This is a genomic window from Gilliamella sp. B3892, from assembly GCF_026536305.1.
GTDB lineage: Bacteria > Pseudomonadota > Gammaproteobacteria > Enterobacterales > Orbaceae > Gilliamella.
Genome location: NZ_JAFNOK010000001.1, coordinates 77,789 through 93,084 on the forward strand (window position 1 = coordinate 77,789; position 15,296 = coordinate 93,084).

Consider the following 15,296-nt stretch of genomic DNA (forward strand, 5'->3'; position numbering starts at 1 on the left):
GGAGATGAAAATGCCTTTAGAACCATACATGGGTGTTATTCCAATGGTTGTTGAGCAGAATTCTCGTGGCGAACGAGCTTACGATATTTACTCTCGACTATTAAAAGAGCGTGTTATATTTTTGACCGGTCAGGTTGAAGATAATATGGCTAATCTTATTATTGCTCAAATGTTATTTCTAGAAGCTGAAAATCCCGAAAAAGACATTTATTTGTATATTAATTCTCCTGGTGGTGTGGTAACGGCCGGTATGGCAATTTATGACACAATGCAATTTATTAAACCGGATGTAAGTACAATCTGCTTAGGACAAGCCTGTTCTATGGGATCTTTGCTTTTAACCGCTGGAGCAAAAGGCAAGCGTTATTGTTTACCTAATGCTAGAGTTATGATTCATCAGCCTTTAGGTGGTTTCCAAGGGCAAGCTTCTGATATCCAAATTCATGCTCAAGAGATTTTACAAGTTAAAAGTCGATTAAATAATATTTTGGCATTCCATACTGGGCAAGATATTAGTGTAATTGAAAAAGATACAGATCGTGATAATTTTATGTCAGCGGAAAGAGCGGTTGAATATGGATTAGTTGATGCCATATATGATAAACGATCTTAAATTTAGGTAGGTGATAAAAGTGAATAATGAAAATTCAGAAAAATTACACTATTGTACTTTTTGTGGTAAAAGTGAGCGTGAAGTTCATAAACTCATTGCGGGACCGTCATCTAGTTATATCTGCAACGAATGCATTGGATTATGTAATGATATTTTGAAAGAAGAGTCAAAAAACTTCCTTTCTCATGAAGAGTTTATGGGAAAACCATTACCAACCCCACATGAAATTCGACAACACCTTGATGAATATGTAATAGGTCAAGATCGAGCAAAAAAAGTATTATCTGTTGCAGTATATAATCACTATAAACGCTTACGCAATTATGCCAGTCGTAATAATGTTGAGTTAGGTAAAAGTAATATTTTATTAATTGGCCCTACAGGAAGTGGTAAAACATTATTAGCCGAAACTTTGGCTAGATTCTTAGATGTACCTTTTGCAATGGCTGATGCCACAACCTTAACTGAAGCGGGCTATGTTGGCGAAGATGTAGAAAACATCATTCTAAAATTATTGCAAAATTGTGATTACGATGTTGAAAAAGCTCAACGTGGTATCATCTATATTGATGAAATCGATAAAATTTCACGAAAATCGGACAATCCTTCTATAACTCGAGATGTTTCGGGAGAGGGAGTGCAGCAAGCTTTATTAAAAATTATTGAAGGCACAATTGCTTCAGTTCCACCAAAAGGTGGACGAAAACTGCCACAACAAGAGTTTTTACAGGTTGATACCTCTAAAATCCTTTTCATCTGTGGTGGTGCATTTAGTGGTCTGAATAAAGTGATTGAAAACCGTATTTCAACTAATACAGGAATTGGTTTTGGTGCTAATGTAAAAAGCGCTAAAAATAAAGCGACAGAATCTGAATTATTGGCGCAAATTGAAGCTGAGGATTTAGTTAAATTTGGTTTAATACCTGAATTTATCGGTCGATTACCAGTAATTGGTACGTTATCTGAACTTGATAAAGATGCTTTAATTAATATCTTAACTGAACCGAAAAATGCATTAACTAAACAATTCGAAGCATTGTTTGAACTTGATGGCGTTCAATTAGAGTTTGACAAACAAGCGCTTGAAGCGATAGCGATAAAAGCGATGCAGCGTAAAACCGGTGCCAGAGGATTACGCTCAATTGTTGAAAATATACTATTAGACACAATGTATGATTTACCATCAATGGATAATGTTGAAAAAGTTATTGTTCGAAAAAATACTGTTGATAAAAATCAAGCACCGAAGTTGATTCATCGGCAAAATGCGGAACTTTCTGCTTGATAAATTACCTTGCCATCTGTAGTAAGATGGCAAGTTGCACTGCCCCATATTAATATAAAAATAAAAGCTCTCATAAATATTGTCATGTTTTAGTAATAGTGCATGTTTAACTGAAAAAATAGGCTTGAATATCTAAAAATGACCCTCATATTTATTTAATGGGTTTGTACTAGTAGAGAGAATAAAATGAAAACAAAACAAACTAACCAATTAATTATGCCTATTTTGCCATTACGTGATGTTGTTGTCTTTCCGCACATGGTAATTCCTCTCTTCGTAGGTCGAAATAAATCGATTCGTTGCCTTGAAAGCGCAATGGAAATGGATAAGCAAGTTTTTCTTGTTACGCAAAAAAATCCTTCTCAAGATGAACCAGATGTGAATGATTTATATAAAGTGGGTACGATTGCGAACATTTTACAACTGCTTCAATTGCCTGACGGAACGGTAAAAGTGCTGGTTGAAGGCGTAGAGAGAGCAAAAATTGTCGATATTGTTGAACGTAAAGAAGATGATTTTTTAATTGCAAATATTGCACCGTCAAAGGAATCGAAAAGAACCAATGACGTTAGTCAAGCAATGATTCGGGTTGTTTTATCTAATTTTGATGAGTATGCAAAGCTGAATAAAAAAGTCACACAAGAAGTTGTTGATTCAATTCACTTAATTAAAGAACCATCACAATTAGCCGATTCAATAGCAGCAACGCTATTTTTAAAAGTTGATCAAAAGCAGGAAATTTTGTTTACAACGAATCTGGAAAAGCGTTTTGAACTGCTTATTTCGTTGATGGAAGCAGAAATTGATTTACTGCAAGTTGAAAAAAATATTCGACAACGTGTTAAACAGCAAATGGAAAAAGCTCAAAAAGAGTATTATCTTAATGAGCAGATTAAAGCCATTCATAAAGAATTAGGTGATATCGATAATAAACCTGATGAGTATGAAGAGTTAAAAGAAAAAATTACTAAAGCTAAAATGCCTCAAGAGGCTACCGAAAAAGCATTAGCAGAACTTAATAAATTAAAAATGATGCCAGCAATGTCGGCGGAAGCAACGGTAGTTCGTGGTTACATTGATTGGATGTTACAGGTACCTTGGCATAAGCGCAGTAAAGTTAAAAAAGATATTGGTGCAGCGCAAAAGATTTTGGATAAAGACCATTATGGGCTTGAGCGGGTAAAAGACCGTATTTTAGAATATCTCGCCGTACAAGGTCGAGTTAATAAAGTTAAAGGGCCTATTTTATGTTTGGTTGGGCCACCGGGTGTTGGTAAAACATCACTAGGTCAGTCTATTGCTAAAGCAACCGGTCGCCAATATGTGCGTATGGCACTTGGTGGCGTGCGTGACGAGGCTGAAATTCGTGGCCATAGACGGACTTATATTGGATCAATGCCGGGTAAATTAATCCAACGTATGGTAAAAGTTGGCGTTAAAAATCCATTATTTTTATTAGATGAAATTGATAAAATGGCATCTGATATGCGTGGCGACCCTGCATCAGCATTATTAGAAGTGCTTGATCCGGAACAAAATAATGCATTTAGTGATCATTATTTAGAAGTTGATTATGATTTATCGGATGTCATGTTTGTTGCGACTGCAAATTCGATGAATATACCTGCGCCATTATTAGACAGAATGGAAGTGATTCGGCTTTCTGGCTATACCGAAGATGAAAAATTGAATATAGCTAAGCAACATTTAATCACTAAGCAGATCGAAAATAACGGCTTAAAAGCCAAAGAAATAAGCATTGATGATTCTGCAATCATCGGAATTATCCGTTATTACACCCGTGAAGCAGGTGTTCGTAGTTTAGAGCGAGAAATTGCCAAAATTTGCCGTAAAGTTGTCAAACAATTGGCTTTAGATCCTAAATTGAAAAAAGTGACTGTTAATCAAGATAATTTAAAAGATTATTTAGGTATACAACGTTTTGACTATGGTAAAACAGATAATGAAAACCGCATAGGGCAAGTTATCGGTTTGGCTTGGACAGAAGTTGGTGGTGATTTACTTACAATTGAGTCGGTAAGTGTACCGGGCAAAGGTAAATTGACTTATACCGGCTCGCTTGGTGATGTCATGCAAGAATCTATCCAAACAGCTTTAACAGTCGTACGCTCTCGTGCGGAAAAGCTAGGTATTAATAGTGATTTTTATGAAAAACGAGATATTCATGTGCATGTTCCAGACGGTGCCACACCAAAAGATGGTCCTAGTGCCGGCATTGCAATGTGTACCTCTTTAATATCGACTTTAACCGGTAATGCTGTACGTTCTGATGTCGCAATGACAGGTGAAATTACATTACGAGGCGAAGTCCTACCGATTGGTGGTTTAAAAGAAAAACTGTTAGCTGCTCATAGAGGTGGAATTAAAACGGTACTAATACCGAAAGATAATGTGAAGGATCTGGAAGATATTCCGGATAATGTAAAAGCTGAACTGGACATTCGGCCGGTCAAATGGATTGATGAAGTGATTGCTATTGCTTTACAGAATAATCCGTTTGGTATGGAAGTTATTACCGGAGAAGTTGCTTTAAAACAACCTACCAAAAAAGCGCTAAAAAAAGTAAAAACAAGTGTTGAAATACCAACCAGCTTAAATTAAATTTCAATTTTATTTAAAAGATCAACATAACTATGTTGATCTTTTTTTTTATACGTCACACTCAGGCAATAGCCAATTTAGCTAAATATGCTATACTTGCGTGATTCAACATTAGGTATATGGAGAATCTTAAACAATGATGGAGACAATCCGAACAGCTGCAAACAATATTGTTGTTAAAATTATTTTTGCAATAATTATGGTAAGCTTCATTTTTACAGGCGTTGGTTTTTTAGGCTTTGGTAGTAATAGTGCGAGTGATGCGCAACTATACATTGCCAAAGTTGATGGTGAAGGTATTAGCCGAGAACAATTTGAAGCAGAAGCAAAAATGGCAACAGCGAATTCTTTAGGCGATAGTTCGTTTATTAAAACAGTACGTCGTAATGTCCTAACAAAACAGATTGATAATTACTTAGCTTATCAGTTTTCGCAAAAAATTAAATCAGCTGTTAGCAATTCACATATTAAAAAATATATCCAGCAACAAAAAGTATTTTTTACTAACGGTAAGTTTGATAAAGAAAAATATTTAGCTTTACTTGCTGAAAATAAATTCACACCGGAAAGTTATGCAGAAGTCTTGAGATCGGCATTACAGCAAGAGCAAGTTATCGAGGCATTAGTTAAAACCAGTTTTGTATTGCCTGTTGATTCTGATATATCCTCACTTAAAAATCAAACTCGTACGGTTTACGCAACGTTAGTTGATTCATCTATAGATAATGTTGATGATATAAACATAACATCAGAAGATGAGCAAAAATATTATGATGAACACTCAAAAGAATTTTTCAAAAAAGAACGCGTAAAACTTAAGTTCATTCGTAATACTTTAGAGGCAGTTAGAAAAAGTGTTAAAGTGAGTGATGATGAAGTTAAACAAGAATATGAAAAAGAGATCAAAACCTATACATATCCTGCTAAAAATGCCTATAGTGTAATTTACGTGACCGATAAGGAACAGGCAGATAAAATAGCGAGTGATCTTGCTTCTTCTGTCGATTTTGATACGATTGCCAAAAAGATGAATCAAGATAATAAAGTTTCGCCATATGGTAAAAATGGTTCTATTGGTTGGCTTGTTGAAGATGATTCACTACCAGAAGTGTTTAAAGAAGCTCATTTAACACAAATTGGTCAAGTTTCTGCGCCAATTGCAGCTGATGGCGGTTATGTTTTTATCAAACTTGATGGTATGAAGAAATCAGAAGTGATGGATTTTGACTTCGCTAAAGTTAAAATATATGAAAAACTTATAAATCAGAAAGTACAACAAGATTTTGAGGCTATCGAAGATAAAATCAAAGCAGCTTTAAGTCATTCTCCTAAATCTATCGAAGAGATAGCTGAGGAGACAGGTCTTGAGGTATTTACAACTGATTGGACTTACTATAATCAACCGTCCACAATTCTTTCTCATCCTGAAGTTAGGGATGTTGTTTTTAGTAATGAAATGATTGTTGATGATCATGCAACAAATAACATATCTGAGTTAATTCCGGTTGAACGAAATTATGGTACGTATGAATTTGTTGTTCAAGTGACTGATTATCGTCCGGAAGGTATAGCGCCATTTGAAGAAGTCAAAGATGATATTCATCAAAAAATGGTCAATGAAATTGTAGATAATCGCTTTAAATCAACAGTGGATAATGTATTAGATGATTTAAGAAAATCTGGTCGTTCAGATAAGGTCTCATTTGGCCAACGCTATACTGTAACACGAAATTCAACCGATTTTGAGCCGGCTGTCATTGATATGATTTTCTCATTAGAGCCGCCACAGAAAAATAAAAATGAATTTGGTGCTGAAATTTTCAAAAAAAATCAAGCTTATATTGTCTCGCTAATCAAAGTTGATACGCCGGAGCGCCAAGATATTTCATCGGAATTAACACCGTTATTTATTAACAATACTTATTATTATCTTACAGCTGATATTCGTTCCAAGGCGAAAATTGAAATCATGCCAGATTCTAATTTGTGATGAATTTCGAAAAATTACTGTAATTTAAGTAAAAATGAAAAGCCACTTAGGTGGCTTTTCGCATTTCTGTAAGTCATAAAACATTTTTAACTGATGAAGTGAGATAGTGATAGCGCAAACTTACTTGCCTATTTATTTTAAACAACTTTTGAGGTTAAATATATGAAATTATTATCAATTTTAAGTATTTTATTATTAAGCTTTACCTTTTCCGGTTTTAGTTATGCTCAATCTGCTCCTCCCGCTACTGCACAGCAACAACAAAAGCAGCTAGATCAAGTCAATATTAACACTGCAACAGCAGAAGAGCTAACAAAAGCATTAAATGGAATTGGCGCAAATAAAGCGCAAAAAATTGTCGAATATCGGGAAAAATTTGGACCTTTTGTATCAATTGAACAATTGAAGGAAGTTTCTGGCATCGGGCAAGCAATATTAGATAAAAATGCAGGAAAAATAACTTTATAGTAAGTGTTATCCGCCAATAAATATTGGTGGATATTACCTGCATCTAATTATCTATAGGATCAACATCTATGCTCCATCGGACTTTAGATGTCTCACTCCATTTGTCGATAGATATGATTAATTGGTCTAAAATTTGTTGTAATTGCTGGCGATGCGTATGTTGTAAAAGTAGTTGCCAGCGATAATACCCCGCTTTTTTGGGTTGATTTGATGGCATTGGGCCTAGTTGCCATAAGCGATGATCATCTAAACTTTTTAACCAATCATGGATTTGTTGTAAAAAATTTGGCGCATGGTGATTATTGCGATCTGCAGCCCTTATCATAACTTGATAACTGAAAGGTGGTAAATGTGTCTGCCTGCGCTCTTGAAGTGTAAATTTAGCAAATTCTTGGTAGCCTTTCGACAGTAAGACATTAAGCAAAGGATGATCGGGATGATAAGTTTGTAAAATCACCTCGCCGGTTTTCGCTTCCCGACCCGCTCTACCTGATACTTGTGTATAAATCTGAGCAAACCGCTCTGTCGCTCTAAAATCACTGGAAAATAATGCACCGTCAACATCGACAATACCGACTAATGTGACATCGGGAAAATGGTGACCTTTCGCTAAAATTTGTGTGCCAACTAGAATATGAGCGCCGCCTTGTTGTATTTCTTTTAAGTAATTATCCAATGCGCCTTTTTTACTCACAGTATCACGATCAATACGGCTAATTTTGATATTAGGAAACAGAATTTCAAGTTGCTTTTCAAGTTGTTCGGTACCAAACCCAATTGGAATCAAATGTGTCGACCCACATTTTGGGCATTGATGAGGCAGGGCTCTTGGTGTATCACAATAGTGACATATCAGTTTATGCTGTTTTTGGTGATAAGTATAAGGCATATCACAGCGAGGGCATTCGGCAATCCATCCACAATCATGACAAATGATAGACGGTGAAAAACCACGTCGATTTAAAAATAGCATGACCTGATTGTTGTTTGATAGATGTTTTTTTATCTGATCAATGAGTGGTTGAGATAGACCAGCACAAAGCACTAACCCACGAATATCTAAAATAGATTGTTGAGCAAGCGAAGCATCACCAGCTCTTTGGGTTAGCTGTAATAACTGATATTTTTGATTTTGTGCATTATTTAACGTTTCAAGTGATGGCGTTGCTGAACCTAATATAATGGGAATATTTTCAATTTTCGCCCGGATAATAGCAAGATCACGGGCATGGTAACGCCAGCCTTCTTGTTGCTTATAAGAATTATCATGCTCTTCATCAATAATAATCATGCCTAAATGTTTAAATGGCGTGAAAAGCGCAGAACGAGTGCCGACAACAATGGCGTTTTCTCCAGACCGGCTTCTAAGCCAGACTTCAAACCGTTGTTTATCGGTTAGCCCGGAATGCAAAATATCTATTGGCGCATTAAAACGCTGTTTAAAACGTTTGATTGTTTGGGGTGTTAAACCTATTTCCGGCACAAGTATCAATGCTTGTTTGCCAGCAGATAATATATCGGAAAGGATATTTAAATAGACTTCGGTTTTACCTGAACCGGTTATACCTTCTAGTAGAAATACGTTAAACTGTTGATTTTGTTGATTAACCGAAGCTATGGCTTTGGTTTGTTCTTCGTTTAGTCTAATTGATGTTGGATTGGTTGAAAAATGACTTTGCCATTCAACTGTATCAGGAGTGACACTGACTTGTTTTATTAATTGTTTCTTTTCTAATTGATGAAAAATATTGGCGCTGAAATCATTTTCAGAAAACATATTGTTTTTCAATGAAGTTAACAGTAATTGTTGTTTATATGATCGAGACAATGATTTCAAATCACAATTCTTACCAAGCTCGGTTAATTGCCATTGTTTGATCTCAGCTTTGCTTGCTTGTTTTCCTTGTCTAACTAATACAGGCATAGCGTGAAATATGACTTCACCAATTGGAAAATGATAATAACTTACAGCCCAATTAAGCAGCTGCCAAACAGCCGGTGTAAATAGTGGCTCATTATCAATGATTTCACTAATATCTTTTAGGCATTCAATTGGGACATCGGTTTGTTGATCAATACTAACAATAACGCCTATAGCATCACGTTTACCAAAAGGCACCTTTACCCGCATACCTACTTCGGCAGGTTGTGTTAAACGGTAATCATAAAGTTGATAAAGTGGAACAGGTAAAGCGATATGAGCAATAAGCATTAAACGGTCACAATTGCAGTTAACATATTATCTCTATTGTACGCAGTTTTTTACTAACTCGCAAAATCTTACCTAATTATTGTGGTATTTTTAGATAGATTGAGCTTTGAAAATTGGTTTTGTTAAACTCAATCTTCAAGGTTAATTACATTGCATAACTTTATTGACTGGCGGTAGTATCCCAATGCAAAATTTGTTATCTTGAATATTGAAAATAAATTATCATTTTTCATAGGAACTTAAGATGTCAGATTCATTCACGCATATTAATCAACATGGTGATGCGCACATGGTAGATGTTTCAGATAAACAAATTACCACTCGTGAAGCAAGTGCTGAATCATTGGTATTAATGAATGCTCAAACACTTAACATGATTCTTGAAGGTAAACATCATAAGGGTGATGTGTTTGCAACAGCGAGAATTGCCGGCATTCAAGCCGCAAAAAAAACTTCGGAACTTATTCCCCTATGTCATCCACTACTTTTGAGTAAAATAGAGGTGGATATCACAGCAGACATTGATAACCATTGTGTAAGGGTTAAGTCCCTATGTCGGTTAAATGGGCAAACCGGTGTTGAAATGGAAGCCTTAGTTGCCGCATCGGTAGCGGCATTAACAATATATGATATGTGTAAAGCGGTTCAAAAAGATATGGTTATTACACAAGTAAGATTGCTGACCAAAGTCGGTGGTAAATCGGGTGATTATTCTGCTAAATAAATAATAGTTGTGACAAAATGAATAAAATTATGTTTTTTGCTCAAATTCGAGAGTTAATTGATACTGATTCCCTTCTTTTAGATGCTCAACAACTAACGGTTGCAGATCTTCTTGAACAACTAAGCAAACGGGGTGATAAATGGTCTTTAGCATTAAAAGAAAAAGTGGTGCTTTGTGCGGTTAACCAATCACTGGTTGATTTTAATTATCTTATTCAACCGGGTGATGAGGTGGCATTTTTTCCACCCGTGACAGGAGGTTAACTTGATGAACATTATTGAAGTTAGTCAAGATTCTATTGATGTCGAAAGATATATCGATTGGCTTAGTGAGCGCTCCCAAGACGGTGCTGTAGTGACATTTATGGGTAAAGTTCGTTGTTTAGAACAACCGACAATTGGGCTTTATTTAGAGCACTACGCTGGTATGACCGAAAAGGTATTAACCAATATTATTGCTCAAGCACGCAGTAAATGGCAACTTGGCAAGGTTGCCGTTATTCATCGGGTTGGCGATATCAAAACTAATGAAAAAATTGTATTTGTTGGTGTGAGTTGTTCGCATCGTTCAGATGCCTTTGCCGCGGCTGAATTCATCATGGATATATTAAAAAATCAAGCGCCTTTTTGGAAGAAAGAGCGAACGATTAATGGTGAAAAATGGGTTGAAGTTAAAAAATCTGATACAGAATTGTTGAAAAAATGGTATTAATAACTATTTACTATATAATAGTTACGAATTGTCTAATTTTTTGATGAGAGGTAAAAATGACAAGTTTTACGCCAAATGGCTCAATTATTGAAAAATCAAATAGCAAAATACAAACATATTTGAGTCATGTATATGGTTGGATGGCAGTAGGTATATTATTAACTGGTTTAGTTAGTTGGTATACAGCCAATTCATCTTTATTAAATCTACTATTTGATATTAATAGCCGAGGGCAAGTCTCTCTTTCATTTTTATCTATAGCGTTAATAGTTGCAGAATTGGCCATAGTATTTTGCTTATCACCTATGATTGATCGTTTTTCAGGAAAAACCGCCACGACCCTATTTATGCTATATTCAGTATTAAATGGTATAACATTAAGTTCGATTTTTATTTGTTATACACACTCTTCTATTGCAAGTGTATTTTTTATTACAGCAGGAATGTTTGCTGCTTTAGCTTTTTACGGTTATACCACTAAACGTGACTTAACGAGTTGGGGTAGTTTTTTATATATGGGGTTAATTGGAATTATTATTGCCTCGATTGTTAATTTCTTTATGGGTAACCAGGCATTAATGTGGGCAATTACCTATATTGGTGTATTTATTTTTGCAGGTTTAACTGCATATGACACCCAAAAGTTAAAAGAGTTTGGCGAACATCTATCACAGGATGATGCAAATGTATTTAGACGCTATGTTATTTTAGGTGCGTTATCGCTATATCTTGATTTTATCAATTTATTTATTTTGCTATTAAGAATCTTTGCTGATAGACGATAAATTGATTTATAAATGACTTGAAGGGCTCTTTTTATGAGCCCTTTTTATTAATTATTTAAGCATCATCACAATATAGTGTTATTTTGTTAAAAAGTTTCAGAAAAGCACTATGTTTCAATATAAAATATTATATCATTTTATGATATATCCATTGCCGCTCTCTCTATTAGAGAATAATAATGAAAAAACTCTATTGTTTTGTTTTAATAAATGTATTTATTTCATCGCTGATTTCTGTTCGGTTCTTTTTAGTGCCGGGAGCATCACTTTCCGTAATAAGTAGCGTTTTTTCAATATTTGCCGTATTTGGTCATTTTTTCTTAGCCTACCTGTTACTTTTCATTATTTGCCTGCCTTTAGTTAAGTTAAAGAAATTTTTTGCAAATATCCTACTTGCTATATTGTTTGGTCTGTTTCAGATAGGGTTATACATTGATACTATTGTCTTTGAGCAATACCGATTTCATGTCAATGAGTCGGTATTATCTATGGTGTTTTCTGGTCAGGTTGTCGATTTTTCATTAGTTACTTACTTGCTGATGTTTAGCTTGATCATTGTCTCTTTTAGTCTTGAATACTTTCTTCTTTACTTGCTTGATAAAAAAACAACACGCCAAAAAAGGCGATCGAAAGCCGTTTTGTTTTTTACTCTTTTCCTATCGAGTTCATTAATTATTAGCCATCTTGTTCATATGGTAGCTTTTTATTATGCTTATTCTCCAATTATGGTGGTAAAAGAGTATATTCCGTTGTATCGTCCATTTACTTCCAAAAAAATAATGGGTTTTTTTGATAAGCAAGGTCAGCGTAAAGTTATTTTCGAAATAGATAACAAACATGATAGCATCAGCTATCCAAAAAAGACGCTGGTTATCAATCCTGAAAATCAAAAATTGAAGAACATTGTGTTTATTGTGCTTGATTCTTGGCGGTATGATACGTTCAATGAAACTATTTCTCCAAATAGTTATCGTTTTGCGTTAAAACATAATGGTGTTATTTTTGATAATCATTACTCAACGGGTAATGCAACACGTACCGGTATTTTTGGTTTATTTTATGGTATAGCTGGTACGTATTGGGATGCATTTTTACGTAATAGTATACCATCATTATTTGTCACAACATTGCAAAAAGAAAATTATAATATTGGCATTTTTACTTCAGCTAAAATTACTGCGCCGGAATTTGATAGAACGGCTTTTGTCACAATTAAAAACTTAAGAATTAGTAGTAAAGATGGGACAGCTGCAAGTCGTGACCAACAAATTACCGATGATTGGTTGGCTTGGTATAAAAATCGTGATGCATCTAAACCAAGCTTTTCATTCTTATTTTATGATGCGCCACATGCTTATGATTTTCCGGATGACTTCCCGGTTAAATTTAAACCAATAGGCGATCTAAATTATATGACGCTAAATAATGAGACCGATCCTTTACCTATTTTTAATCGTTATAAACAAAGTGTATATTATGTTGATTTCTTATTGCAAAACATCTATGAAGAATTAGAAAAGTCGGGAACTTTAGATGATACACTTATAATCATTACCGGTGACCATTCGCAGGAAATGAATGATAATAAACTGGGTTTTTGGGGGCATAATGGTAACTACACCGATGCACAAACAAAAGTGCCGTTTATTATTATAGGTGCTAATGAACTGGAAAATCTTAAAAATAATGCCAATAAACTGACGAGTCATGAAGATGTGGTGCCAACATTAATGAAGCATTATCTGCATGTAAAAAATGATATCAGTGATTACTCAACTGGATATGATCTGTTTAGCCCTATACTCAATCGTAATTGGCTATTGATGTCAAACTACAGCTCTTATGCAGTTCGAACGCCCGATAATATCTATTTTGTCAACCGCATTGGTGTAAGCCATTATATGGATGTGCATAATAATGAGGTGGATCAAACACCTAATTATCATTATATTCAAGAAGCGATGAAAAGTATGCGTTATTTTTTCCGATCTTCCGAAAAGCGTGACTAATATATCCACCCAATAGGGTGGATATATTCAAACAACCATTAGCGCACATCGGCACAATTTAAACAATAAATATAACGGTTTTGAGTATCGTGGAACTTATCCCATAAAGAAATTTGTTCTCGTAGCTGTTTAGCTTGTGGCAATTGTTCAAATACTACTTCTGCTGTCGATTTAGGTAACATTGCTATTAAGCCTGTATAGAAATCACTAAACCAGCTCCCTTCCGGTTTTTGCCAATCTATTTCATAATCGGTTAAATTCGCCAATGTAGCTGCCATTTCAACGGCATCATCAAAATCACCTAATTTATCAACTAGTCCATTTTTGCTGGCTTCAACACCTAACCAAACTTGTCCTTGAGCAATTTTATCGACTTGTTCGGTTGTCATATTTCGTGCTTTAGCAACCAAAGAAATAAATGAGTTATAGCCATTATCGATATTGAGTTGCATAAGTTGATTTAATTCATCAGGAAGATTTTGAGCCATATTTTGGTTAGCTAAAGGTGATGTTGATACCCCGTCGCTGTAAACACCAATATGTGATAACGAGTTTTCAAATGTTGGGATAATACCAAAAATACCAATAGAGCCGGTAATCGTATTTGGGCTTGCGACAATGTAATTCGACGCTGTAGAAATCCAATACCCTCCGGAAGCAGCCATGCCACCCATTGAAACAACGATAGGAATTTCATAATCCTGTAATGCTTCGAGTTCACTACGAATCGCTTCTGACGCATCGACACTACCGCCCGGACTATTTACCCGTAAAATGACAGCTTGTATGTTGTTTTTATTCAAATCTTGACGAATATATCTGAGTTGTTCAACAATATCTTGACTACCTGCAACACCACTACTATTGCCACTATCAGTAATCGTACCATTAACAAATACAACGGCTATGCGTGGTTTTTTAGCTGTCTGTTGTTGATTGTTTTTAAGTTTATAATCATAAATGCTTACTGTGTCTTGGCTATCGACTTCACCCTCAAACTCGTAATAACTTGCAATGTTATCGATTAAGCCATTAGATAAAGCATAATTTGTCATACTGCCACCAGCTGCTTTTATTTGTGACAACATAACTTCAGGCTCAGGCACTAATTGTGAAGCCGCTTTTTTTCTTAATGTTGAGATATCAGCTAGGTAGTTATCCCACATTAAATTAAGCCAACGGCTGGTATTGCTTTTTGCTTCATCCGACATATCATTACGAATAAATGGTTCTATTGCTGATTTATAGGTGCCAACACGGAAAACATGAGTGTTAACCTTTAAATTATCCAGTAACGTTTTATAGTATAAATTGTTAGCGGATAAACCATATACATTCACCGCCCCTAGAGGGGTTAAATAGATTTTGTCAGCATAACTTGCTAAATAATATTGACTCTGATTAAAGTTAGAACCAATAGCGTAGATAGGTTTTTTAGCTTCTTTAAATTTGGATAAATATTTTCCAATATATTGAAGCGAACTCATGTCAGTCCCCACAAAATTATCCAGTTTAAGAATTATACTGTCAATGTTGGGGTCAGTTGTTGCTTGTGCTATTTTTTCGGTTAATTCAAATAAACTATTTTCGCGAGACGTATTCACCTTTTTGCCATAAATTTTGTTTTGTAAGGCGTAAATTTCATCGCTATAGAATGTATTATCAACAATTACCCCTTCAAGATCGACAAGTAAAGCGCCTTGTTGCGGAGTAATCTCTTCAGTTTGTGCTTCTTTAATTAATGCAATGACGCTGAAAATTAAAATAATAATGATTAAGAATATTAGATTGAGAAATATTTCTCTTATCAGATTAATGATTTTCCAAATTGATTTTATAACGTTAAGTACAGACATAATAAATAGTCCTTATAAGTT

The 15,296-nt window shown here is 35.0% G+C and carries 12 protein-coding genes; 10 read left to right on the forward strand and 2 right to left on the reverse strand.

Going from position 1 to position 15,296, the window contains the following annotated elements:
- Window positions 1-10 precede the first annotated feature (10 nt).
- From clpP to J3U74_RS00365, 5 genes are all read left to right on the forward strand, one after another.
- Window positions 11-613: an ATP-dependent Clp endopeptidase proteolytic subunit ClpP gene (gene clpP / locus J3U74_RS00345; protein WP_324099773.1), complete on the forward strand. Its 603-nt coding sequence runs from the start codon at window positions 11-13 to the stop codon at window positions 611-613.
- 10 nt (window positions 614-623) lie between these two features.
- On the forward strand, window positions 624-1,898 hold the full coding sequence (clpX, locus tag J3U74_RS00350; RefSeq protein ID WP_267329898.1) for an ATP-dependent protease ATP-binding subunit ClpX: 1,275 nt from the start codon (window positions 624-626) through the stop codon (window positions 1,896-1,898).
- 186 nt (window positions 1,899-2,084) lie between these two features.
- Window positions 2,085-4,520: an endopeptidase La gene (gene lon, locus J3U74_RS00355; RefSeq protein WP_267329899.1), complete on the forward strand. Its 2,436-nt coding sequence runs from the start codon at window positions 2,085-2,087 to the stop codon at window positions 4,518-4,520.
- 136 nt (window positions 4,521-4,656) lie between these two features.
- The gene (locus tag J3U74_RS00360; protein ID WP_267329900.1) at window positions 4,657-6,510 is read left to right on the forward strand and encodes a SurA N-terminal domain-containing protein; all 1,854 of its coding nucleotides are present in this window, start codon (window positions 4,657-4,659) and stop codon (window positions 6,508-6,510) included.
- Window positions 6,511-6,672: 162 nt separating this feature from the next.
- Window positions 6,673-6,978, forward strand: a complete 306-nt coding sequence (locus tag J3U74_RS00365; RefSeq protein WP_267329901.1) for a ComEA family DNA-binding protein — start codon at window positions 6,673-6,675, stop codon at window positions 6,976-6,978.
- A gap of 43 nt (window positions 6,979-7,021) precedes the next feature.
- Here J3U74_RS00365 and priA read toward each other — a convergent pair whose 3' ends face one another.
- Window positions 7,022-9,190, reverse strand: coding sequence for a primosomal protein N' (priA, locus tag J3U74_RS00370; RefSeq protein WP_267329902.1), 2,169 nt, complete (start codon window positions 9,188-9,190; stop codon window positions 7,022-7,024).
- A gap of 244 nt (window positions 9,191-9,434) precedes the next feature.
- On the opposite strand from priA, the gene moaC reads away from it, so the two are divergent.
- The 5 genes from moaC to J3U74_RS00395 all read left to right on the forward strand — a co-directional run bounded on the left by moaC (window position 9,435) and on the right by J3U74_RS00395 (window position 13,419).
- Window positions 9,435-9,914, forward strand: coding sequence for a cyclic pyranopterin monophosphate synthase MoaC (gene moaC / locus J3U74_RS00375; protein ID WP_220218087.1), 480 nt, complete (start codon window positions 9,435-9,437; stop codon window positions 9,912-9,914).
- Window positions 9,915-9,931: 17 nt separating this feature from the next.
- Window positions 9,932-10,177 (forward strand): molybdopterin synthase sulfur carrier subunit, encoded by a 246-nt coding sequence (moaD, locus tag J3U74_RS00380; protein WP_220218086.1) that lies wholly within the window; start codon window positions 9,932-9,934, stop codon window positions 10,175-10,177.
- A 4-nt stretch (window positions 10,178-10,181) separates the two neighbouring features.
- Window positions 10,182-10,625: a molybdopterin synthase catalytic subunit MoaE gene (gene moaE, locus J3U74_RS00385; RefSeq protein WP_220218085.1), complete on the forward strand. Its 444-nt coding sequence runs from the start codon at window positions 10,182-10,184 to the stop codon at window positions 10,623-10,625.
- 56 nt (window positions 10,626-10,681) lie between these two features.
- Window positions 10,682-11,410: a Bax inhibitor-1/YccA family protein gene (locus J3U74_RS00390; RefSeq protein ID WP_220218084.1), complete on the forward strand. Its 729-nt coding sequence runs from the start codon at window positions 10,682-10,684 to the stop codon at window positions 11,408-11,410.
- Window positions 11,411-11,589: 179 nt separating this feature from the next.
- Complete coding sequence (locus tag J3U74_RS00395) at window positions 11,590-13,419, forward strand: sulfatase-like hydrolase/transferase (protein ID WP_267329903.1); 1,830 nt, start codon at window positions 11,590-11,592, stop codon at window positions 13,417-13,419.
- Window positions 13,420-13,457: 38 nt separating this feature from the next.
- Here the strand turns inward: J3U74_RS00395 and sppA are convergent, their stop codons facing one another.
- Window positions 13,458-15,275, reverse strand: a complete 1,818-nt coding sequence (gene sppA / locus J3U74_RS00400) for a signal peptide peptidase SppA (protein ID WP_267329904.1) — start codon at window positions 15,273-15,275, stop codon at window positions 13,458-13,460.
- Window positions 15,276-15,296: the final 21 nt, after the last annotated feature.

Bases quoted from the DNA above. Each gene is read 5' to 3' on its own strand.
- clpP (WP_324099773.1), top strand. From the start codon at position 11: ATGCCTTTAGAACCATACATGGGTGTTATTCCAATGGTTGTTGAGCAG.
- lon (WP_267329899.1), top strand. From the start codon at position 2,085: ATGAAAACAAAACAAACTAACCAATTAATTATGCCTATTTTGCCATTA.
- J3U74_RS00360 (WP_267329900.1), top strand. From the start codon at position 4,657: ATGATGGAGACAATCCGAACAGCTGCAAACAATATTGTTGTTAAAATT.
- J3U74_RS00365 (WP_267329901.1), top strand. From the start codon at position 6,673: ATGAAATTATTATCAATTTTAAGTATTTTATTATTAAGCTTTACCTTT.
- priA (WP_267329902.1), bottom strand. From the start codon at position 9,190: ATGCTTATTGCTCATATCGCTTTACCTGTTCCACTTTATCAACTTTAT.
- moaC (WP_220218087.1), top strand. From the start codon at position 9,435: ATGTCAGATTCATTCACGCATATTAATCAACATGGTGATGCGCACATG.
- moaD (WP_220218086.1), top strand. From the start codon at position 9,932: ATGAATAAAATTATGTTTTTTGCTCAAATTCGAGAGTTAATTGATACT.
- moaE (WP_220218085.1), top strand. From the start codon at position 10,182: ATGAACATTATTGAAGTTAGTCAAGATTCTATTGATGTCGAAAGATAT.
- J3U74_RS00390 (WP_220218084.1), top strand. From the start codon at position 10,682: ATGACAAGTTTTACGCCAAATGGCTCAATTATTGAAAAATCAAATAGC.
- J3U74_RS00395 (WP_267329903.1), top strand. From the start codon at position 11,590: ATGAAAAAACTCTATTGTTTTGTTTTAATAAATGTATTTATTTCATCG.
- sppA (WP_267329904.1), bottom strand. From the start codon at position 15,275: ATGTCTGTACTTAACGTTATAAAATCAATTTGGAAAATCATTAATCTG.